17 protein-coding genes and 4 pseudogenes are annotated in these 21517 nt (G+C 59.5%); 12 read left to right on the top strand and 9 right to left on the bottom strand.

What is annotated here, in order from left to right; all coding sequences use genetic code 11:
* Positions 1 to 55: 55 nt before the first annotated feature.
* The 6 genes and pseudogenes from J6497_RS31425 to J6497_RS31400 all read left to right on the top strand — a co-directional run.
* Entirely contained in the window at positions 56 to 1282 is a 1227-nt protein-coding gene (locus J6497_RS31425) for a metallophosphoesterase family protein (RefSeq protein ID WP_225708136.1), read from the top strand.
* A complete protein-coding gene (locus J6497_RS31420; protein ID WP_225708102.1) occupies positions 1279 to 4737 on the top strand; it encodes a YhaN family protein in 3459 nt (1152 codons plus the stop codon). The genes J6497_RS31425 and J6497_RS31420 overlap by 4 nt, the downstream gene beginning before the upstream one ends.
* 218 nt (positions 4738 to 4955) lie before the next feature.
* Positions 4956 to 5171 (top strand): hypothetical protein, encoded by a 216-nt coding sequence (locus J6497_RS31415; RefSeq protein ID WP_225708101.1) that lies wholly within the window; start codon positions 4956 to 4958, stop codon positions 5169 to 5171.
* The gene (locus J6497_RS31410) at positions 5168 to 7669 is read left to right on the top strand and encodes an AAA family ATPase (RefSeq protein WP_225708100.1); all 2502 of its coding nucleotides are present in this window, start codon (positions 5168 to 5170) and stop codon (positions 7667 to 7669) included. Before J6497_RS31415 ends, J6497_RS31410 begins: the two co-directional genes overlap by 4 nt.
* Positions 7670 to 7848: 179 nt before the next feature.
* Positions 7849 to 8118, top strand: a complete 270-nt coding sequence (locus J6497_RS31405) for a thermonuclease family protein (protein ID WP_312010395.1) — start codon at positions 7849 to 7851, stop codon at positions 8116 to 8118.
* 9 nt (positions 8119 to 8127) lie between these two features.
* Positions 8128 to 8350: pseudogene (locus tag J6497_RS31400) on the top strand (SOS response-associated peptidase); the annotation flags it as partial.
* A gap of 245 nt (positions 8351 to 8595) precedes the next feature.
* Here the strand turns inward: J6497_RS31400 and J6497_RS41365 are convergent.
* Positions 8596 to 10173, bottom strand: a complete 1578-nt coding sequence (locus J6497_RS41365; RefSeq protein ID WP_283845428.1) for a winged helix-turn-helix domain-containing tetratricopeptide repeat protein — start codon at positions 10171 to 10173, stop codon at positions 8596 to 8598.
* Between the two features lie 194 nt (positions 10174 to 10367).
* Between J6497_RS41365 and J6497_RS31385 the strand changes: the two genes are divergently transcribed.
* Positions 10368 to 11591, top strand: coding sequence for an MBL fold metallo-hydrolase (locus J6497_RS31385; RefSeq protein WP_225708099.1), 1224 nt, complete (start codon positions 10368 to 10370; stop codon positions 11589 to 11591).
* Between the two features lie 180 nt (positions 11592 to 11771).
* The gene (locus J6497_RS31380; RefSeq protein WP_225708098.1) at positions 11772 to 13016 is read left to right on the top strand and encodes an ABC transporter substrate-binding protein; all 1245 of its coding nucleotides are present in this window, start codon (positions 11772 to 11774) and stop codon (positions 13014 to 13016) included.
* Positions 13017 to 13252: 236 nt separating this feature from the next.
* Here J6497_RS31380 and J6497_RS31375 read toward each other — a convergent pair.
* The 3 genes and pseudogenes from J6497_RS31375 to J6497_RS31365 all read right to left on the bottom strand — a co-directional run.
* Positions 13253 to 13618, bottom strand: a pseudogene (locus tag J6497_RS31375) (potassium channel family protein); the annotation flags it as partial.
* Between the two features lie 229 nt (positions 13619 to 13847).
* Positions 13848 to 14054 (bottom strand): annotated as a pseudogene (locus J6497_RS42200) (hypothetical protein); the annotation flags it as partial.
* Positions 14055 to 14997: 943 nt separating this feature from the next.
* Complete coding sequence (locus J6497_RS31365) at positions 14998 to 15147, bottom strand: hypothetical protein (protein WP_225708097.1); 150 nt, start codon at positions 15145 to 15147, stop codon at positions 14998 to 15000.
* A 146-nt stretch (positions 15148 to 15293) separates the two neighbouring features.
* Here J6497_RS31365 and J6497_RS31360 point away from each other — a divergent pair, with 146 nt between their 5' ends.
* A complete protein-coding gene (locus tag J6497_RS31360; protein WP_225708096.1) occupies positions 15294 to 15647 on the top strand; it encodes a hypothetical protein in 354 nt (117 codons plus the stop codon).
* Positions 15648 to 16174: 527 nt separating this feature from the next.
* Here J6497_RS31360 and J6497_RS31355 read toward each other — a convergent pair.
* The 4 genes and pseudogenes from J6497_RS31355 to J6497_RS31340 form a co-directional block, all read right to left on the bottom strand.
* Positions 16175 to 16348 carry a PRC-barrel domain containing protein gene (locus J6497_RS31355; protein ID WP_225708095.1) on the bottom strand — a complete coding sequence of 58 codons (174 nt, stop codon included), beginning with the start codon at positions 16346 to 16348 and terminating at the stop codon, positions 16175 to 16177.
* A gap of 733 nt (positions 16349 to 17081) precedes the next feature.
* Positions 17082 to 17279 carry a hypothetical protein gene (locus J6497_RS31350; protein WP_225708094.1) on the bottom strand — a complete coding sequence of 66 codons (198 nt, stop codon included), beginning with the start codon at positions 17277 to 17279 and terminating at the stop codon, positions 17082 to 17084.
* Positions 17276 to 17482, bottom strand: coding sequence for a hypothetical protein (locus J6497_RS31345; protein ID WP_225708093.1), 207 nt, complete (start codon positions 17480 to 17482; stop codon positions 17276 to 17278). Before J6497_RS31345 ends, J6497_RS31350 begins: the two co-directional genes overlap by 4 nt.
* A gap of 784 nt (positions 17483 to 18266) precedes the next feature.
* Positions 18267 to 18545: pseudogene (locus tag J6497_RS31340) on the bottom strand (hypothetical protein); the annotation flags it as partial.
* Between the two features lie 410 nt (positions 18546 to 18955).
* Here J6497_RS31340 and J6497_RS42195 point away from each other — a divergent pair.
* The 3 genes from J6497_RS42195 (at position 18956) to J6497_RS31325 (ending at position 20456) form a co-directional block, all read left to right on the top strand.
* Entirely contained in the window at positions 18956 to 19159 is a 204-nt protein-coding gene (locus tag J6497_RS42195) for a hypothetical protein (protein WP_376708299.1), read from the top strand.
* A gap of 101 nt (positions 19160 to 19260) precedes the next feature.
* On the top strand, positions 19261 to 19413 hold the full coding sequence (locus J6497_RS31330; RefSeq protein WP_225708091.1) for a hypothetical protein: 153 nt from the start codon (positions 19261 to 19263) through the stop codon (positions 19411 to 19413).
* Positions 19414 to 20210: 797 nt separating this feature from the next.
* The gene (locus J6497_RS31325; protein WP_225708090.1) at positions 20211 to 20456 is read left to right on the top strand and encodes a DUF1330 domain-containing protein; all 246 of its coding nucleotides are present in this window, start codon (positions 20211 to 20213) and stop codon (positions 20454 to 20456) included.
* Between the two features lie 758 nt (positions 20457 to 21214).
* Here the strand turns inward: J6497_RS31325 and J6497_RS31320 are convergent.
* Positions 21215 to 21517, bottom strand: a 303-nt coding sequence (locus tag J6497_RS31320; protein WP_225708089.1) for an MFS transporter, incomplete at its 5' end; no start/stop codon positions are given.

Genomic DNA, 21517 nt, shown 5'->3' with positions numbered 1-21517 from the left:
CAGGTGTCAATTTCCCGCTGAGGCCGTAGGTGCCGACGCGCCAGCGTTGGACATAATGCGCTTCACCTTCATTCACGCCGCCGATCTGCACATCGATAGCCCGCTCGCCGGCCTAAGTCTCAAGGACAAGGCAGTCGCCGATCGCTTTGCCCAGGCCGGCCGGCGCGCCGTGGAGGCGCTGGTTGAGGAAACGATCTCGAGCAAAGCGGCCTTTCTTATCATTGCAGGCGACATCTTTGATGGCGACTGGAAGGATGTAACCACGGGACTCTTCTTTGTGCGCGCGATCAGTGCCTTGCACCGCGGAGGCATTCCAACGTTCATCGTTAAGGGCAATCACGACGCAGAGAGCGTGATGTCCCGCGAACTGCCCTATCCGGAGAGCGTGACGACATTCCGCGCCGGCAAGGCGGAGACTCATACGTTGGATCATTATCGGGTTGCCCTGCATGGCCGAAGCTTCCAGAACCGGCTCACCGCCGAATTTGTGGAGACCTATCCGGCCCGCTGTGACGGTTGGCTCAATATCGGCGTCCTGCATACGTCCCTCGATGGAACGCGCGGCCATGAGGGATACGCTCCGTGCACGGTCGAGGACCTCACGCGGTTCGGCTACGACTACTGGGCGCTTGGTCACGTCCACGCCGCCGAGATTGTCAGCCGCGATCCATGGATCGTGTATCCTGGCAATCTTCAGGGAAGGGGCGTGCGCGAAACCGGAGCCAAGGGCGCAGTGCGCGTCACCGTCGATGACGGTCGCATCGTGGATGTATCGCCGGTGACGCTGGATGGCGCGCGCTGGGCTCATCTGTCGGTCGACGTCGCCGACATTTCCACCGATGCCGAATTGATGTCGCGGATCGGGGCTGCCATGGCCGATGCACATACCAAAGGCGAGGGGCGCCCCCTTGCCGTGCGGGTCACGCTAACCGGCGCCACAAGCCTTCACGGTCATCTCGTCGCACGGCGTGAGGCGCTGCAGGACGATGTTCGCGCGAACGGGTTTCAACTGTCGCCTGACTGCTGGGTCGAGCAACTCAAGGTGAAAACAAGCTTGCCCCCGCAGGCTTTAGCAGCCCTATCGCCCGGCGAAAGCCTGAATGTGGATCGCTTGCTGGCGGAAGCTGCGGCCGACCCGGATTTCGCTGCCATTCTCCTTGAACTGACTGAGCTTCTGAAGGCCAGGCTACCGAAGGACCTTCATGACGAATATTCTCAATTGGACACCCTGAAGACCCTGGCGGCAGATGCGCGCGCGCTCCTTGCGGGAGAGCTAGCGTGAGGATCGAGCATCTGGTTCTCGAACGATACGGCGTCTTTTCAGATCGCAAGCTGTCGTTTCATCCCGAGGCGGCGCTTCATGTCGTTCGCGGCGCGAACGAGGCAGGAAAGACGTCCGCCTTGTCGGCAATCAGCGATCTCTTGTTCGGGTTCAGCGCACGCACCGATTACGACTTCCGGCACGACAGCAAGACTTTGCGGATCGGCGGCTGCCTTCGCCACTCCGACGGGCGAACGGTCACGGCGCGTAGACGCAAAGGAAACAAGAACACTCTTGTTGACGAGCATGATCAGCCGTTGCCCGATGACCGACTTTCGTTCATTCTCGAAGGACTGTCACGTGAATCGTTCAACCGTGAATTCGGTCTGACTGCACAGGCGCTACGGGATGGCGGTTATGAATTGTTGAAGGCTGGAGGAAGGCTGGCTGAGACGCTGGCTGCAAGTTCAGCGGGAATGGCGGCGCTGTCGCGTGTCAAAGAGCGGCTGGAGGGAGAGGCCGATGACCTGTTCACGCCGCGCCGGTCCGCAAACAAGCCGTTCTATGTCGCTGCAGAACGCCGCGACAATTCCGACCGTGCACTTCGCGACGCGATCGTTACGCGGGACGCCATTCGGCAGGCGGAAAGCGCTGTGCAAGAGGCTAAGGCGCGTCTGGATGCATTGAGCACCGAGCACGACCAGGCCGGCGCGTTGTTGGTCCGCTGGCGCCGGACGTTGCGCGTACGCCCGCATCTCCTGCGGCTGGACAACATAGGGATGGAGCTGGCGGTCCTCTCGGCCTTACCGTTGGTTTCGGAGCAATCTCTGTCTGAGTGGCGGGCGGCACTCAACGAACATGGAGCCATCAGCAACGAGATTGCCGCGCTCAAGGCGGCGGGGGCTGCCGACGAGGCCGAGATTGCGACCATGGCGGTCGATGAGGCCCTGCTTTCCCAAGGTGCAAAGATCGACGGGCTGCGCGAAGCCCTAGGCGCCGTGCGCAAGGCAACCGAGGATTTGCCCCGCCGCCGCCTCGCGCGCGATCAGGCGCAGGGGATTCTCGAAGAGGCGGCGCGACGGCTCGGGCTGCCTTCGCATGTCGAATTGCTGGAGAGACTGCCGACCGATCCGGCTTTGGCGCTGGCCCGCGATCTCATTGAGCAAACACGGCGCGCCGAAAAGGCGATCGCCGATGCGAACCTTCGCGGAGCACGCGCGCGGCAGGAGTACGACGACTTGGCCATTGAGGATGCAAAGTCCGATCTGGTCGATATCGAACATCTGCGTCAACGGTTCGACGCGCTCGGCGATGTCCCGGCGCAGTCGGAGCGGCTGCGCCGCGACGTGGCCACGCTGAACGCTGAGATGCGAGAGCTGACCTGCGCGGTTGCGTCGCTCGATCCGCCGCCAGGTGAACTAGAGCAGCTTCACGGGCTGGCGTTGCCAGATGCGGCTGCGATCGTAAAATACGCGCACCGTTCCCAACTGAACGAGAGCGAGGCAAAGCGCCTGCGCGATGCGATCGCCGCGACCGATGATATTATTTCGGCGACCAAGGCCGAGCTTACAAGACTGTCAAGCGCAGGCGCTGTGCCTACGCGAGCGGACCTGTCCCACGCGCGCTCCGAACGCGATGTGTCACTTGATGGATTACGCCTTGTGCTTGAGGGCGACAGCGACCAGCGCGCGCTTCGCTTCGAAGAGATCGTGCGCTCGTCACGTGATATTGACAGCGTCACGGATTTGTTGCTGGCCGACACAGGACGCGCTACGCGCCAGGAGGATGGGCTGGAGCGCCTTGCGGCCAGTCGCAACGCACGCGACAGCTACGCGGACAGGCTGACGAAATTGCAGGCCGATCTCGCTGCGGAGGAGGTCGACTGGAGGCATGCATGGGCTGCATCCGGCCTGGTACCTCGTGGTCCAGCTGATATGCTTCGTTGGCGCGAGCGGCTCGACGACGTCTTGTCGAAGCTTCGCAAGTGCGACTCGCAGAAGTTCGAAGTCGATGCACTCGCATCAAGCCTCGAGTTGGGCAAGGCGGCGGTGATCGCTTTTCTCGAGTGCGCAGGCCGCACGGCTGATCCCACGCTGGCGCCGGAGATTCTGTTTCGCGAGGCAAAGGCGCGATTCGACGAATTGCAGGCAGCGAGGGCCGACACGAAAGCACGATCCGTTGCAAAAAAGCGTGCGGAACGGGATATGGCGGAGGCCAAGGCCGAGGTTGAGGCGGCGGAGGCCGAACTGGCCGAGGTTCGCCGGAGGCTGTGGCCGGCAGCAATGAGCGGCATCGGCCTTTCTGAAGCGGCGACGCCGGCGGAAGCCGAGGCCGCGTTGGCTGTCTGGCAGTTTGTGGCAGTACCCAAAGCGAGTTACGAACGTGAAGGCCGCAGCGTTGATACGATAGGGGACGATCTGCAAGCCTTCGATCGCGACGTGTTCGGCGTACTGGATCGAGTCGCGCCGCAACTCAAAAGCGCATCAGCGCAGGAATCTCTTGCGCGCATTATGGAAAAACTCGGTCAGGCGCGACGTGACAGCGAAACCTGCCGGAGACTGCGCGAGAACGCGGCGAAGCGGACTGGCACTCACCAGGCTCTGCTTGCGAGGCGCGAAGCGATCGCGGCGGTGCTGGGCGATGCCCGTTCAAAGCTTGGTGTGGCCGATATGGGTGATCTGTCGGCCCCGCTTGAGCGCATTGCGATAAGGCATCGCCTTGAAGCTGATCAGGCGAACACGCGGCGGGAGCTGTACGTAATCGCCGACGGTCGCGATGAGGACACTTTGCGGCGGGAGAGGGAAAACCTGGACCTTGACGTGCTGCCGGGCGAGATCGAGCGTGAGACGGTGAGGCAAAAACAGCTACTGAAGGATATCGCAGACGCATCCGCCATTCACCATCAAGCCAAATTCGATCTCGAAGTACTGACGAAAGGGCGTAACGCCGCAGCAGCGGCGGCGGAGCGCGCCGAGGCGAACGCCGAGTTACTGTCGATTGCAGAACGCTGGATCCTGAAAGCGACGGCATCGCGGCTCGCCGCGCGCACGATCGAGCGTTATCGCGCCATGGTGCAGGATCCGCTGATTGCGCGTGCCGGATCGCTCTTCGCGTTGGCAACCGATCACGCCTTCGCCGGTCTGGGCATCGACTATAGCGAGGACGATCAGCCGGTCCTCATAGCAGAGAGGCATGACGCCGAGCGAGTGCCGGTCTCGGGCCTGAGCGAGGGGACGCGCGATCAGCTCTTTCTGGCGCTCCGCCTCGCTTTGTTGGAGCGATGGCCAACCGAACCGATGCCGTTTATTGGCGACGACCTGCTGGCGAGTTTCGACGAAAGGCGCACGCTGGCGACGCTCCGTCTGCTGGCAGCCGCGGGACATCGCCGCCAGATCATTGTGTTTACGCATCATCAACATGTCGTCGATCTCGCGAAATCCATCCAAGACAAGGTGATCGACCTCGTCGAGCTGTAGCTTGGGAATTCTAATCTCGGATGCTGTTTTGCGTCGCCCGATATTTTCGGCACTTTTCTGACTTGGCTCGAAGTTTGGCCGGGGTCCGTAATGTGCTGCAAAGCGAACATCGACCGAGCACGATTTCCCTCGCGATTTCAGACCCAATCTCGTAACCAAACGGCCGTGCCCAGTCGAAGCCCAGGGTTAGGCCAAGTTCGCGTTCTAAGGGGTATACGGTGGATTTCGACGCAACACTCTCATTTGACGAGAACCTTGCGCTTTTCCGGGCCGAAGTGGAGCAGCTCGATCCTGAATGCGCAAGAATCCTGTTCGACAACCTGGCCAGTTTAATCGGGGATGGGGATGCAGCCCGTAATCGCCGGGCGATTGAGGAGTTTCATCGGGCAGTGCTCGTTGCCGTTGAAGCACTGCCGGCGGCTCTTGCAACATGAGTCGATATTTCCTTACCTCGGCGGCGATTGAGGGCTTTCGCGGCATTAACAATGACAGCGATCCGTTGGTTCTGCGATTCAAGCCGGATGCCGTCAATTCGGTTCATGCTCCCAATGGCGTAGGCAAAAGCTCGATCTTCGAGGCATTGCATTTCGCTATCCACGGAACGGTACCGCGCCTCAAAGGTCTGCAGGATGTGGAGAAGGGTGATAGCTACGTCGTCAACAAATTCCATCCCCGCCAATGCGCGACAATCGCCCTGGTGTTCGGCAGTGATGATGGGGCGCCCGATGTGTCGATCACGGTTACGCGCCCGGCGCGTGGGGGGAGGGCGGTGTCATCGCCCTCCGGTCATCCTGACCCGACAGGGTTTCTGGCCAGCCTCCAAGAAGATTTCGTGCTGGTCGATTATGCCAGATTTGCCGATTTCATTGACTGTTCGGCGCTCGACCGGGGGCGGTCCTTCGCGTCGCTGGTTGGCCTGAGCCGCTATTCACGGCTGAGACAAGCTCTCGATGGTGCGCGGAACACGCGCAACATCAACACTGACTTGGGGCTGTCGGCCCTCGATAACGAGCTGACGACTGAAGCCAGATCGCTCAGCGGGATCGAGCGGCGCATGCTGGCTGCCTATCAGGAAGTTACCGGTGCGGCAGTCGCTGGCCTCCAGAATACCGCGCTCCTCAAAGCCGGCGTCACAGCGGCCCTGGTGGCTATGCCGCTGTTCGCGCCGCTGCTGGGCTCCAGCTCGGTGATGGACCTAAATTTTGACACAGCGGAATGGGCGATCGATCAGGAGGAAGGCGGCGCGGCGCGCAAGGTGCTTAATGAGCTGAATACAACCGTCACGGCCCTGGGCGCGCTTCAGGTAACGGCGGCGGAATCCAGTGACATTGATGCCCTAATTGCGCTCGCGGTCGCACGGGATGAGGCAATTCGTGAGGTCGGGGCAGCCTCGATTCATGCGCTGCTGAAGGATGCACTCGCGGTTGTCGTCGGCGAGGAATGGCACGATTCCCGTGTATGCCCGGTCTGTGAAGCGGCATCCGATGGGCCACTGAAAGACAAGCTGGAAGCCAAGATTGCGATCTATGATGAGGCGGCACGGCTCGATTCTGAACTAGCCCGGCAGGCGGCGGCAGCCGCGTGTATCGCGAAGCTGCGCCAGCTTGAGGAATATCCGGTGCTGGCGGTCGCGGCCGCGGATCGCGTCAGCGCAAGCCTGGCCCTTGCGACGCGTCAAGCCTCCATCGCCACGGGCGATCTTAAACGGGGCAAGGCCCAGCTCGCCGCGCTCGAAGGTCGCCGGGCGAGTGCGCTGACGAAAGCTCAAGATGAAATCGCCGATCTCCAGGCTACACTGCCGCCTTCTCTGGTGCAGGTGACGCGCACGCTCGGCCAAGCCAAGCAATTTCGGGATGCGGTGCAAGAGTATGAAACCAGCCTTCCCTTGGTGACGGCCAAGCGTGCTAAGCTCGCTCGCCTCAATCGCTGGAAAGCCTTTATCACAGTGGCTGCCCAAAGTTTTGCCACGGCAGAAACGGCGCTCGCAAATGCTCGGATTACCGATATCCAGGCGAGCTGCCAGGATTTATTCGGCCAACTGGTACGCGGTGGGCCCAACGTCCGGCCCACCCTCAGCCGGGCGCAAACCAGCGAGAACGTCGATCTCAAACTGGCGGATTTCTTCGGTCTGCAGGATCAGAGCGCGCGCGCCCTGCTGTCAGAGAGTTACCGCAACGCGGTTGCCGCCGCGATCTTCCTGGCGGCGGCTACCCGTCAGCGGGGGATGCCGCGGTTCATGGTGCTCGACGATGTAACCTCCAGCTTCGATGCGGGGCACCAATTCAAGCTGATGGACGCGTTGCGCAGTCGGCTGCGTTATGGGGCGATTGGCGGGGTGCCAGACGGGCTGCAATTCATCATTTTCAGCCACGATACCAGCCTGGAGAAATACTTTGACCGACTGAACGGCACTGCAGAATGGCACCATCAAAAGCTGCAAGGCATGCCCCCGAAAGGGCGACTGATGGTATCGGCACAGCAGGCGGACCGTCTCAAAACCCAAGCGGCGCAATATCTAAACGCGGGCCAAATCGACATTGGCGAGCCGTTCTTGCGCCAGTATCTGGAATACAAGCTCGGCCAGATTATTGCCAAGCTCGAAGTGCCGGTGCCGCCAGACTATGCCACGCGTGGCGACAAGCGTACCCTATCCACGTTCATTGAAGCCATCACCGAAGCGGTAGCGCTCTATCAGTCCGCGGGGCGCTGCGTGCTATCGGCACAGCAGATTGCAAATCTTCAGAGCCATCATGCCCCGTCGATCATGGCGAACTATGTCAGCCATTATGAAACGGGCGCAGGAACGCCGTTCAACGCCTATGCCCTGCTTGGCGTGTTGCAAAGCATTGATGATCTGGCCGACTGCTTCACCTGGGTTGATCCGGCGAATAATCAAAAGCGATTATATCGCCGGTTAGATCGCCAGAGATGAGGACAGCGGCTTAAGCCGCATTCCCCACGCCTAGCGCAGCAGCGTCAATCCACGGCACGACATTGACGCACCTGAGAGCACGCAGTTTTGCCGGGGCGAGGACAGCTTGCAGTACCGCTGCGGTGTGCAGGCGGAGAACGACCTTGACGCCTTTATCGCGAAGCGGCCGGTCAGACTGCATGCCGATCAGCCTGGACCGGTACGGGAGAACAGTAGCGACATGCTCGGTGGATGGCGCCGATATCGGTGAATGGCTGGTGCGGAACGGTCTAGCGCTGGACTGGCCGCAGCATTCAAAGGGCAAGTACAATGCTGCTCAACGCGACGCTGAATATATCGTCCGAGGGATGTGGAAAGGCAGCTACGTCGAGCCGTGGCTATACCGGGCCTTCATCCGAGCGGGGGGATGCCCGACCAATTGTTCAGACGATGCGAACGCTCATCAATAGGGCCACGGCATGTGCAATCTCTACAGCATCACCACGAACCAAGCCCGCGATCATCGCGCTGTTTCGCGCCATCAACAGGTACGTCGGCAATCTGCCGCCGATGCCGAGCGTGTTTCCCGACTATCCGGCGGCAGTGGTGCGCAACGATGGTGGCGAGCGCGAGATGGTCATGATGCGCTGGGGCATGCCACCTCCGCCACGGGCTGGCGGAGATCCAGTCACCATCATCAAGATTGAGTCATTAGCCTATTAGTGAATGCACCACTGTTCCATAACATCCGATGCGCGAAGCCGCGACCCTCTGCACCGGTCAGCAGCTCAGGCCTAAGCCCAGGTCAGCTGCCGGAGGAAAAGCTGACCTGCTTCAACCGCGCCGGGTCCTTCCGTTTTTGACCCGAAGCAGCCCTTCCCTCGCGGTACCGATGTTAGGAGAAGCTGACGTTCCGGGCGAGAGATTTGGGGCTGCGAGCGGTCAGTTTATTTCTCAGGTAGGCCCGCCTTGCGCAGGCCATCAAGGAAATGCTCGATATCTTCGGTGCGTTTGAACAGCGCCAGTTTCCTCTGCGTGCCATCGATCGTGTACTTCGGATCGATCCGCAGGATCTCGGCGGCTTCTGCGTGGGCCTCATCGAGCTGTTCGAGCTGCGCGAGGTTTGCGGCCAGCCAGACGTGACCTTGCCTCTTGCTTGGGACCCGCAACGCAAGTTCGCGGAGAGGAGGCAGCGCCTTCGAATACTCCCTCAGCGTATAGTAGGCGAGCCCCAACTGGCCCAGTGCCCACGGTGAACAAAACGGATCATAGCGTATGTGCGTCTCGATGACCGTGATGGCCCTCGCAGGCTCTCCCGCGCGGAGTAGCGCCATGCCGAACCACCAATCCGTAAAGTTCGGGTTCAGCGCAACAGCCTTCTCGAACTCGGCGATGGCTTGCTCATGCTGGCCTTCGAAGCTCAGCACGCCTCCGAGCTGGGCATGTGCGATCGACAGGTCGGGACCAAACTGAAGGGACTTTCGAGCGAAGCGATGCGCGCGTTCGAGCGCGGCAGGGTTCAGGTGGTCTTCATCCAGCGGCTGGGCCCAGGCAACTAGGTGAGTCTGTGAAAGCATGGCATAGGCGCGAGCGTAGTTCGGGTCGAGGGAAATGGAGCGATCAAGGAGACGTCGCGCTTCATAGAGACTGCGCCGCGCTTCGTGAGGGTCGTCCGCGTTGCGCGCCGACCAAACATCCGAAGCGCGCATCAGAAAATCGTGTGCCTGCCAGGTCGCTGGCGGCTTCAAAAGTGTGCGTTCGGCCTCGGCCTTGTTTACATGGACCATCAGGATCGAGACGATCGTACGGGAAACCTCATCCTGGACAGCGAAGACGTCCTTCAGCTCACGGTCGTAACGCTCGCCCCAACGCTGCGCGCCGGTAACGGCATCGATGAGCTGAGCGGCGATGCGGACGCGATCGCCCGCACGACGGATGCTTCCCTCGAGGACGTAGCGCACGCCGAGCTCACGGCCAACCTGGCGTATGTCCGGTGATCTGCCCTTGAACCGGAAGCTCGAGTTCCGGGCGATGACGAACAGCTCGGCGAACCGGGACAACTCGGTGACGATATCCTCGGTAATGCCGTCGCTGAAATACTCCTGCCCCTGGTCTCCACTCATGTTGGTGAAGGCGAGAACGGCGATCGAGGGCTTGTCTGGCAGGGAGGGATAGGGGGCCGACGGTCGCGAGCCGACCTCCGCCCCGCCGGCCTCTTCCTCTAGCACCGTGCCTACGAAGCGGATGCCTTTCCGAGGCACGGTCTTAATGAGGCGCTGCGCCTTGCCGTTGTCGTCAATCGCGCATCGTGCTGCGTTGATGCGGGTCGTCATGGCCGAGTCGGAGACGATCCGCCCCGCCCAGACAGAGGCGATCAAGTCGCCCCTGCTGACCACGCGCCCGCGGTTTCGGATCAGGTACTCCAGAAGGTCGAAGGCTTGCGGCTCGAGCCGCACAACGTCACCTCGTCGGCACAATTCTCGCCGGTCGGTGTCAAGCGCATAGTCCTCGAACTGATAGCGCATTCGCTGCTCCGGCAGTCTCGGCGGGCTCGCCATGGAAGCTAACACATGGATTGGCAGGGAAAAACAAGATGGCGGTAAGGAAAAAGAAGCCCTTCTGAAGGCGCGGACTACCGACCAGACGTATTCTCACGCATTTCAGGGCACTAGACTCCGGTGCGTTCCGAAAGCTTCTTTTGTTCGCGAGGATGAAAACGATGTGCAATCTGATCGGACATGCCGTTCGGCAAGCGCTCACCCGCCGTGGCTTCATCGTGGGAAGCGCCGTTGGAGCAAGCCTTATCGCGCCGATGATGTGCTCCGCAGTCGCAGGCGACGGCAGTCTGGACACACAAATTCAGCTCGCACAATTATCCGGAGACGCAGCGAGTGCGACCAGGCTTCTTTTGTTAGGCACTGCAGGTGGTCCCACATGGTGGCCCAATTCGGACCAGTGTGGCATCTCATCGGCCGTGGCTGTTGGCGACGCCTATTATCTCGTGGACTGCGGCGAGGGGGTCGGCAGACGCCTTCAGCAAGCGGTATCGCCGGCAAGTAGCCGGACCGTTACGGGCTCAAGCTTGAGAGCGCTCTTTCTGACCCATCTCCATTCCGATCATACGGTCGATTATCCGAATCTGTTGCTGTTCGGGCTGTTCACCGGGCTCGACCGCCCATCCTCACCCCTCAAGGTCTTTGGTCCGGGTCGGCGCGGCCAAATGGAGCCTATCTTTTCACTGCCTGGCTCTCCGACCCCCACTGCTCCAATTATTAGTCCCGATAATCCGACGCCCGGCACCAAAGATATGACGGGCTACCTTTATCAGGCGTTCGCGACAGATTTGAACGACCGAATGCGCGACAACGGTAAACGGAGCCTCGAAGCGTTGGTCGAGGTGCACGACATCAGTATCCCGCCAATTGACGGCTTCAAATCGCCCAATGAAACCCCCTCTCCCCAGATGGAGCCGTTCAAATTCTTTGAGGACGATCGCGTTCGTGTTTCCGCAACCCTGGTGGATCACGCTCCGGTCTGGCCTGCATTCGCTTACCGCTTCGACACTGACGATGGGTCTATCGTGTTCTCCGGCGATACGGCGCGCAGCGAGAATCTAATTAAACTAGCAAAAGGCGCAGACATTCTCGTTCACGAAGTCATTGTGACGAGTTGGGTCAATCGTCTCTTTCCGACGCCGCGTTCGGGCGCCGAAGAAGGCTTGATGCAACATCTGCTTAACGCCCACACGCCGGTTGAAGAGGTTGGAGGAATAGCTGAAGCGGCAGGCGTCAAGAAACTTGTCCTCAGCCACATTGTGCCCGGCAACGCTACACGAGAACAACTGCTGCCTGCAGGCAAGGGCTTCTCGGGCGAACTCGTCATTGGCCGAGACTTGATGCAGATTGGCGTCGGCCCGGCAGCGGCATCCACTCGAAAGGGGTAACCTTGGAAGTGCCTGACGGCGCCGTCCTCACCCAGCCCAACCGCGCCGGGCGCACACTGGCCTGGAAGCATTACATCGACGGTCATCCGCGCGTCCGCTGTTTCATACCGGGAAGCATGACGTGATTTGCCCTTTCAACACTGCGTCACATACGTCGCCTGCTGCAAAAGGAGGAGACTCATGAAGCGCGCACTCAAGGCATGCATCAGGACGTTTGGACTCTCCGGACTCATCCTCGCCGTCGCCTCTATGTCAGCCATCGCGCAAAAGAAATACGATCCGGGCGTCACCGACACAGAAATCAAAATCGGCAATATCGTGCCCTATAGCGGGCCGGCCTCCGCCTACGGCATCTTCGGAAAGACGATGAGCGCCTATTTCCGGATGATCAACGACAATGGCGGCGTCAATGGCCGCAAGATCAACTTTATTTCCTATGACGACGCCTATAGTCCGCCCAAGACGGTGGAGAAGGCGCGCCAGCTGGTCGAGGGCGATGGCGTCTTTCTGATCTTTGCAGGGGTCGGCACCGCCACCAATGCCGCGATCCAGAAATACATGAACACGATGCGGGTGCCGCAATTGTTTGCCCTCACCGGCGCCTCGCGCTGGGGCGATCCCGAGCATTTTCCATGGACCATCGGCTGGCAGCCGACCTACCGCGCCGAGGCGCGCATCTACGCGACCTACATCATGGAGCACTATCCGAACGCCAAGATCGGACTGCTCTTTCGGAACGATGATCTCGGCAGGGATTACATTCTGGGCCTGAAGGAAGTGCTGGGGGATAAGTTCGACAAGACGGTCGTCGTCAGCGAGGCCTATGAAGTCGGCACGCCGACCGTGGATTCGCAAGTGGTGGCGATCAAGACCGCGAAACCCGACATCTTCATCAATATCGCCTCGCCGAAATACGCGGCTCAGGCGATCAAGAAGCTCGCCGAACTCGACTGGCATCCGATTCACATCCTGGCCGTCGTGGGCGCGTCGATCGGTGCCGTGCTGAAGCCGGCCGGCCTTGACAATTCCAAGGGCATGCTCAGCGCCAACTCCGCGACGGATGTCACCGGCCCGCAATGGGACTCTTATCCCGGCATGCAGCGATTCCGCGCCTTCATGGCAAGGTATTACCCGGAAGCCGACAAATCTGATGGCTTCACGCTGGGAGCCTACAATATATCGACCAGCCTGGTGGAAGTCTTGAAGCGCTGCGGCGACGACCTCACCCGTGAGAACGTCATGAAGGTGGTCGCCAATCTCGATTTCGGGATCGACACCCTCCGTCCGGGAATCCGCGTTAAGACATCGCCGACCGATTTTTACCCGATCGAGCAGATGCAAATGCTTCGCTTCACCGGCGAGCATTGGGAGGGGGTCGGCCCCATCATCGACGGGCACGCGGAGCACGTGGCTCCCTCTCGGTAGGACGCGGAAGAGCGAATTAGGCTCGCGTTACCCGTGACTTCCGGTTTTGGCCCATCGCGACGGATTTGGCAGGTCTCGCTCAGGTCGCCTTTCGCGGGCAGAGCTGACGTGATTTGCTCGCCGTGAGCATTGCGGCTTGTGACCCATAGCGGGCAGATTGCGGAATTCGCCGTACAGAGCGGATTGCTGACGAGGTTTCAGCTTGGAGAATGTCGTGCTGCTCGCACACGGTTCAGCTACGTCGAACCTTCATCGGGAATATTTAGAATCGTGCCGCATGCCTTGCAATGCACGGCATCGCTATCGTGGCGCTGCAGGCCGCAAGTCGGGCAAGGAAAACGTACCTTGTTCGGGCTCAACAGTGCGCGGGCGAGATTGAAGAACAGCGTCACGCCGAAAATCATGATCACGACCGAGATCAGACGGCCGACCGTGCCTGACAGGGTAATGTCGCCAAAGCCAGTGGTTGTCAGCGCTGTGACGGTGAAATACAAGGCATCGGCATAGTTCGTAATCTGATCGTTTCGAGATTTTTGGGTCTCGTAAACGATCGCGGTCATAACGAAGATAAATACCGCGAGGTTGGTGACGGCAAAGATGACTCGAGCCGGCTTTTTCCTTGCGCCCGCGTAGAGCCGTGCTGACATAGAACCGGTACCGAACGCCGTTTTTGCTGGAGAAACTCGGGCTCATGAGATTGCCCTTGTCATCGTAGAGTTTGCCCTGAAGCAGGGCACCGCTTTTGGAAGATTTTATCCTGCGCCCGTTGGTGTTGGATTTGAGCAGATCCTGCACACGATCGAAGGTCTGCCGGTCCAGTATGGCATGGTGTTCACCCTCGAACCATTTGCCGCCATGATGAATCTCGCCGAGATAAATGCGGTTTTTCAGGAGATAGGCGAGGGGACCGTAGGTGAGGGGAATGCCGCCGTTGAATTTCGCGACCTTGGTGTCGCGGCTGTCCCTATCGTAAATCCAATCCGCTGGCGCTTGATCGGGAATCGGGCGATGCTGCCGCTCGATGTTGGATTTGTGCAAACTGATCTTTGGGGCGGTGATCGATCTGCTACGGTCGCGCGCAACGCTCGAGGCAGAGATTTTGGTGCTGAGGCATCAAATCATGTGATGCGGCGCGCCAATCCCAAGAGACTTCCATTTGGGTCAATTGACAGACTTATATTGGGAGGCGTCTGCCGGCTGGTTCCCAAGATGTATGATGCACTGGCAATCGTCCGACCGGACACCGTGATCCGCTGGCACCGCGCCGGTTTCGAAATCGCGACGCCGCTGCGGTCGACCGCCAGGGTCCCTGGAAATTCGCCGGCGGATCCGCGAGATGAGCCTCGCCAACCCGTGGTGGGGAGCGCCCAGAATCCATGGTGAGCTTCTCAAGCTCGGCATCGACATTGGCCAGACCAGCGTCGCCAAGTATATGGCGCGGAGGAGGGGACCTCCCTCGCAGGCTGCTGTTGTACATGAGCTACTACAACGCCACGCGCATTCACTTGTCCTTGAACAAGGATGCGCCGATATCACGTTCCGTCGAGACAGCCGGATGCATTATCTGTCGTCCGATCCTTGGCGGACTGCATCATCAATATGGGAGGATTTGATTTACGGTAGGCACGGCCGGAAGGCCCAATACATCTTTGCCGTGACCGCCGTTGCCACGCTTCCGTAGGGCTGCCGCTCGCTCCCGACCATAGGCCTCGCGGAGCAGCGCCAGAAACTGCGCCCTCTCGCTTTTGGAAAGCGCCCGCCATGCCCACCATGCTCGGTCCAGCTTAGTCACTGCCTTGCCTATCTTACGGATTTCGCAAGATTACCGCCGGAACAAAAATCGGAAAGACGAATCGCAAATATGCGAAAATTCGGGTCGTCCCGCCTACCCCCGGGATTACCCGCCCCAAAGTACCTTTCAAAAGCCCACTCACGGCCGCGCGGACGCCCGATGGCTGCCGGGCTTGGTATGATCCACGAACTACTCGTCGGACTGCTGTAGGTCCGCTTCCAGTTCTGCAACGATATCGCGTAAGAGACAGATTGCGAGCGGGTCAGTGACCTCGCGCTCCATCATGCGGTAGCGCATCACCATCCCTTGCAGTTTTTGCTTTTGCTCGCTGTCAGCCATTCGCGCTCCTTGCTTGAGGTGACGCGGGACAAGACTGATGGTTGCGGGGACTTGAAAAATATTCGGCAAAATCACGGCGGTTCACAATCCATTCAGGCCAGGGCCCCTACCCATCTCGGCGGGAAGCGCCAACGAGGAGGTGGGCTATGTCGAATGCTCGCGACGGCTTCGACGCTATCGCTATTGTTGTCGATTGGGTCAACGCCTGTAAGCAGTGTCGCTTGGATGATTTGTTGGACCTCTATGATGAGGCGGCTGCGGTCGAGTGCTGCGAGGGCGGAAGCTTTCAAGGCCGAGCCGCGCTGAACTGGTACTGGAGTCAAAGGCTCGCGGCATCCGCAGCCGATGCTTTGGAGATCGTCGCATTGATGCCCGAAGCGGATGGTGTTTCGCTCGACTACCGCGAATATGATGGCAAGCGCGTGCGGACACATTTCCGGTTTACAGATGCTGGAAAAATCCGGCTTACGGCCTGCGCGCCAATCAAAGAAGCCGCCTAGTGCGCCGGCTACCGGGCTGGCCCGTCAGAGACGGCCGTCCAGCCCAGTATTCTCGCCTTTCTTGTCCAATTCCAATTCCAGTGTCCAGGCAAAACGGCCCCAGCTCGGGGACGCCTGGAGCCGTTACAAGGCAAAGTCAAAGGGGAAGCGGCCCCGCCTCGTGGAGAACAGCAAGGGCCGCTCCCTCTCATTACGGGCGTCCATACAGACGCACATTGGCAATAGCCGCCTCTCTCCAATAGTTCCAATCGAGTGTGCTAAATCGGTTGGGCAAGATGTCTGGAACCGAAACCTTTCTAACCCATGTGCATTCCATGACAGGGCTTCGCAAGATGCGAGGCAGTCATGAACCCTTTCTCAGCGGGCGACGTGTTCCTGACCGTCGCCATTATGTCGACGACGTCTCTGATCGAAGTCGGCTTCTTCATCCTGATCGGAATGTTCTGAAAGGAACGCGCGCTGTGGGCAGCGAGCGGCCGGACTGCCAGGAACTAGTCCTCCGGGAACTTGATGGTCGAGACCGGCCATTACCCATCATGACCTTTGATCGAAATCCGAGGCCCGTGCAACTCATCCAGCCAAACGTTCTCGACCTCGCCGGCCTTTCCGTTCGTAAGGACGACGGCGATGCCGGTCAATTCGGATTGTGCCTCACCGAACTCATTCAAAATTTTTGATGCACGAAGCTTAACCGATGGCATTGCTCGCCCCTGTTCCGCCAAGCCGTCAGTGCTGTCCCAACTCGGCTTAACGGCGCGGCTTGTCCCAATGCTCGGCCGCTGGAATGGTCGATCGTGCCTGAGTTTCCAATTGTCGGAGCCGGTTGATTTGCGTTCTAACGCTCGGTGGCAATTCAGGCTCTGGTTTCAGCGACGCACGCAATCTCTCGCCGATCTCTCGAACAATGGCGCGGCTGTGTTTGTGGTCTATGTCAATGCGGTTGGGCATAACTGAGCCTCCTCCCGCCTGCGAGCACGGCTAGCATTCTAATTGGAACCGGAGACCGCCGCTTTTGGCTATCTGCGCGAGCGCTTGTTCTGAAAACAGCGGGTCCTTGGGGACCTTTGGCTATCCGCGACATGCGCCGTGTAGTTAACGGCGAGCGGCGGTCTCATAGCTTCCAAAATCGTGGCGGGAGCTTTCGTTCCTAATCTCTTGCCACAGATGATCCCTCGGAGCGCGTGAACCGCTTGGCCGTTTCAGGCCCTGCCACCCTGACAAGAAATCGTGGGCTCCTTCCGCGCCTCAACGAGCCGAATTACCGTCTTGCAGTTGGGGCACTCGTACGACGTGATCTCGTAGCCGTCGGCGATCGGCTCAACGGCGGCCGGCCGTCGCGCACCATCGCAACTCGTACATGTCAGCGTCGTCATCTAACGCCCCCTTTCGTCGCTAACCGAGGATAAGGCAGGCAAGGTCAGATTTCTTTCCGTACTAGTCCGGGGCTGTTGGTTCGTCGCGAGCGGCTTTCGCCTTGATCGCAACCCGCAACTCTGTGGCCATTTTCCGAAGCTGATCGGATAGCCTGGCGAACAATTCCCGCTTAATCGGATCGGTGGCAGGCTTGCTGATCAGGGCGCAGTCCTCGGCCTCCATCGAAAGCCGTTCGAGCGCTTCCGTCATGTCCTTCATGGTTGCTGATCCCGCCCATTGGGCTTGAAGACGGCGATGCGCCGGTCGAGCAACCAGAGTTCCAAGCCATTCTCATTCAGCAGGGACTTCGCGCGCTCTCTCGCTGTCTCATCGTCTGGACATTCCAGATCGAGCCGGTTCGCGACGTGGCCGGTCTCATCGTGGCCGGTCTCATCCAAGAGATAGGCGCGATAGGTCGCCATTGGTGCAATCCCCTCGAGCCAGGGAACTTAGCGCATTTCGGCGGCAACAGAGAACCAAAGTTGCGGCAATGCACCTAGCTGGTGCGGCGCGAACGCTGGAGACCACCGGATATCTGTCCGCTTGCCTCCACCGACTTTTTTGACTGCCCGCTTTTCCGATGGAGGTCAGATCACGCCCACAATGATGAAAAGTCCAATTTCAACCAGTAAGACCGCCCCTGTCATGGCGGAGACAAGAAACAGGTCACCCGGTGATAGCAACCGCATGTTTCGCGTCACCATTTCGAAGAAACGGCCCCTACATCCAGGGGGCAGGATGCTGGAGCCGTTTCTCGGAGATCCTTGACGCGTTCATCCGGCGCCAAGTGCTCCAATCTTAATCCGAATTTAAATTGCGTCCACATTTAATTTGGTTTAATTTATACGTTATTTATTTACTCTAGAATTTAATATTGCAAATATTCGAACGTCCGAGATTTACGGATTTCTCGGTCCGTTCTCGGGTGACATCGGACGCGGCTGGTGCACGGCGCCCGCCTCATTTTTTTGCTGATGAGTAACCATAGGGAATGATCCGAAAATTTTAGCGAAACAATTCAGCCGCCTCCACGTCGGTTTGCCGGAGGGCATGGATCATGACAGAGCGCCAGTTGAGAGACCGAGAAGTCGAGATCGTGCGCTATCGACTGTTGGAGCGGGAAGTCACAGATCCGCTTGCCACGTGTCTGCTTCACGCCATTATCGAAGAACTCGAAGCTGATCTGCAAAGGGATCGGGACATCGGTCAGAGCCGTCGTGAGTGTAGGCCGCGCTCATAGAGGTCAACCGACAAGCTGCCCGCAACACCATCACAATGTTGATCTCGCGCTCCAGTATCTTGGATACGATGATCGAAATGTGCGGCCCAAAGCGATCTATCCGCCACGCGCATCACGATCCTGAGCACATCGTCCGGCAACGGCCTCTGCAATGCCTTCGCCTCGTCCCACGGCGCGCGCATCCAGACGTCGCGCCCTGCGTCGGTCGCCAGGATCACCGGCATCGCCTTGGGATGGATCGGCTCGAAGTCAGGAAACCCCTAACTTTGCGTCGCTCAGCTTCCGCCGGTAGTAGCCTTGTCTCTCAACAGCCGACCTAATCTCGTCGCTGACTTTGACAACTTTCTTCTTGGACTTCCGCCATCGCCCCGACGTGCGAGTGGGGATAGGAAGCCCCTTACGAACAACGAGCAGATCGCGCTTTCCGCTCAAATAAACGTCGAACATATGCTACCCCCGAGCCAATGGATGTTATCGCTTCGGAGCAGAAGTGCGGGTTGCGAAAATACAACACCGAGCCGCTTGTTCGCGGTGTCACCGCAGGGCTCGGCGCTCCGACAATAGCAGTTGGCTTCCGCCTTGTGTCCTGTGAATAGTGGGGAGTACTCTCGGTGCTTCACAACCGAGCATTGTTTCGTGCTTGAGTGTCGCTCGCATGTCACGCGCGCATACCAACAGTTTGCTCGACCAATACGAGCAGGATGTGGACGAGATCGTCGCCGCCTGCAACGGTGACCTGCGTGGCGCTGTCAAAGCTCTGATGCTGGCGAACGAGCTGTTGGAACAAAGACTTTGGCTAATATGCGCAGAACTCGTTGACCGGCTGCCTGGTCATCCTGCGCAGAGGCCGTTGCACTAAGCTAGATTGGCTCCGCTTGGCATTTTCAGCAGCTTGGGCCGTAATTGCCAATTTGCCGTTCTCCTCTTGTCCCGCGTTGTCCGCCCAATGACGGTTGCACCGTGACAAAATCTCAGAAGATCACTTTCGACGAAATGCGCGAGTCAGGCCTGCGCGGCGTCCTGATCTACTGCCGCGACTACAAGTGCAGCCATCACGTCGCGATGCCTGACGATCGCGACCGGTGGCGCGATGATCTCAGGATCTCGAATTGAGTACCGCTTCGCCTGCGGAAAGTATCTCGAGGCGCTCGCTCCCTGCGCCAATTGGCCCCCGCGGCAAACCGCAATTCACCCGTCCCGTTTGCAGCTCCTAACAGCCCAAGGCCCGGCGCTTTAGGAACAGTTCTGGCTTGGGGGCCTCTCCTTTTCTCAGACACCCGCGATCGTGAATTTGGATATCGCGCGCCGGTGCTACGTTGCCGTTGAACGGCCAGAGGAGAGACGCCATGGTGCGGGATCCTTGGACGCTAGCTGCAACTCTGTTCGCGTTTGGCGTGATTGCCTGGGTTCTCGTAGCGGAGCGTCCGCAAAAGAGCTCGGTACGGCTGGAAACTTCCCAATCCTTAAGTGCCGATCCTGATTTGCGATTGATATCTGAGCGCAGCCCGTACATGCGGACAGAACGCTGACGAACCGCCGCGCCTCCCAGAGGTGTGCAAGACGATCTTCGACGAAAGGGCTCGCGGCGCCGATGGCGGGCGCCCACTGCTTCTTCATCAGCGTGACCATGTCCAACGACCCTTCGCGCCGACAGTATCAGCCGAAAACCGCATAAAGTTCATGCCTTGTTCACGTCCGGCTCCTGTCGCTTGGCCGAACTTGCATATTTTCCCAGTGCGTGCTGCCTGCCGCCGCCCATGCGACCACGCACCCGACCTTGTGCGATCCGAACAGCAGCTGCGGCGCCCGGTGTTATTGCACCGCGCAAAATGGAGGGCCTGTCTGAGCGCGACAAAATCTCTATGCTTCCGGTCGTGCCCAAAATCCTTGGGTCTCAGTTGGAGGCAACAATGAGGGCTGTTGTACTTTCTACATTAGCAGGTGCAGTAATTGGTGCGGCCGCCATCCAGGCGCTACATGCTCAGGCGAAGCCGCCCGTGTATATGGTCGCTATCAACGAAATCAAAGACGCTGAGGACTATAGAACCAAGTATCTTCCGACCGCTCAAAAGACGATCAAAGATCACGGTGGGGTTTACGTGCAGCAGGACAGGGAACGCAAATCGACGGTGGTTTCCCGAAGGGGCGGGTTGTGATCCTACGATGGGAGAGCTGGACGCTCAGAACAAGTGGCGTCACTCGCCCGAATACGAGGAGATCAGAAAAGTCGGTGAGAACTTTGCGCACTACAACGTCGTTGCCGTTGAGGGCGTAACCCAATAGGCGCGTGATCTCTATGATTGTCGTGAACCGCGACTGGCTACGTCCATATGACCTGCGAGCCCGGGAGCTGCGCATCTACAACGAACTGAGTGGTCACAGAGAGTCCAGCCCGCGGCCACGCCCGTTGCGGCGCTCGGATTCCTAGGCACTCCGGGCACCGCTCGGGCGTCGCCTGGCGTTGCCCCGGCAAGGGGGACGGCTCCGGCGCTGGGGCCTTAGGGGGCGTTGGAACGCCGGAGCCGCCTACTTGCTGCCGAGGACACCCGCGGGCTCTGTGGGAGGAGCCGCTCGCGGCAGACGCATTCCCATCAAGCCGAATCAGCCAGTCGCGACAAATGAAAGTTTTCTGTCAAAATGGGTACTGAGGGAGTGTAAAGCGGCACCTACACTACGTCTGCTTTAGAGAGCGAAGCGGAATCGTTGTCCTCGATCTGAGACTTACCGATTTTGACCCATCGCGTCGATCCTGGGATTGATCGAGAGTGCCGCTATCGAAGGGTAAAGCTTTTGGCTAACGCCGAGTGACTCTTCAGACGGAGAGTCGCTTTTCAGACGGTGCCAATCACGAAATTCAATATTCGTTTCGGGCCGAGGGATTGAGGAGAAGCCGACTGCCGAATCCGGCTCGTTTTCAATCGCCTAGTCGGCGCGGGCGAGCACCGCAGGCGGAGTTTTCAGGCCGAGAGCTCGGGATGAAGCGGAGGCGTTCAGGGTCGATGCGCACGCGCGGGTGACCGTACTTTGCGAGGTAGCAGATCGCCACCATCGCCGCGGCCAAGCCCGCGGCAGCGCCGACGCCGAGCGCCCAGCGCGGGCCGAACCGATCAGCGACCCAACCGACGATCGGCGCGCCAATGGGGGCGCCGCCCAACGCGATGGCGAGGAGGATCGCAATCACACGCCCGCGCATGACGGGCTCGGTCGACAGTTGCAC

The sequence above is a fragment of the Bradyrhizobium cenepequi genome (assembly GCF_020329485.1).
GTDB lineage: Bacteria > Pseudomonadota > Alphaproteobacteria > Rhizobiales > Xanthobacteraceae > Bradyrhizobium > Bradyrhizobium cenepequi.
The sequence above is the reverse complement of the archived record's forward strand: the minus strand, read 5'-3'. Positions and strand labels throughout refer to the sequence as shown.

Bases quoted from the DNA above. Each gene is read 5' to 3' on its own strand.
- J6497_RS31350 (WP_225708094.1), bottom strand. From the start codon at position 17,279: ATGAAGGACATGACGGAAGCGCTCGAACGGCTTTCGATGGAGGCCGAG.
- J6497_RS31405 (WP_312010395.1), top strand. From the start codon at position 7,849: ATGCCGATCAGCCTGGACCGGTACGGGAGAACAGTAGCGACATGCTCG.
- J6497_RS31385 (WP_225708099.1), top strand. From the start codon at position 10,368: ATGTGCAATCTGATCGGACATGCCGTTCGGCAAGCGCTCACCCGCCGT.
- J6497_RS41365 (WP_283845428.1), bottom strand. From the start codon at position 10,173: ATGCGCTATCAGTTCGAGGACTATGCGCTTGACACCGACCGGCGAGAA.
- J6497_RS42195 (WP_376708299.1), top strand. From the start codon at position 18,956: ATGTCACGCGCGCATACCAACAGTTTGCTCGACCAATACGAGCAGGAT.
- J6497_RS31325 (WP_225708090.1), top strand. From the start codon at position 20,211: ATGAGGGCTGTTGTACTTTCTACATTAGCAGGTGCAGTAATTGGTGCG.
- J6497_RS31355 (WP_225708095.1), bottom strand. From the start codon at position 16,348: ATGCCATCGGTTAAGCTTCGTGCATCAAAAATTTTGAATGAGTTCGGT.
- J6497_RS31410 (WP_225708100.1), top strand. From the start codon at position 5,168: ATGAGTCGATATTTCCTTACCTCGGCGGCGATTGAGGGCTTTCGCGGC.
- J6497_RS31365 (WP_225708097.1), bottom strand. From the start codon at position 15,147: ATGGCTGACAGCGAGCAAAAGCAAAAACTGCAAGGGATGGTGATGCGC.
- J6497_RS31425 (WP_225708136.1), top strand. From the start codon at position 56: ATGCGCTTCACCTTCATTCACGCCGCCGATCTGCACATCGATAGCCCG.
- J6497_RS31380 (WP_225708098.1), top strand. From the start codon at position 11,772: ATGAAGCGCGCACTCAAGGCATGCATCAGGACGTTTGGACTCTCCGGA.
- J6497_RS31345 (WP_225708093.1), bottom strand. From the start codon at position 17,482: ATGGCGACCTATCGCGCCTATCTCTTGGATGAGACCGGCCACGATGAG.
- J6497_RS31360 (WP_225708096.1), top strand. From the start codon at position 15,294: ATGTCGAATGCTCGCGACGGCTTCGACGCTATCGCTATTGTTGTCGAT.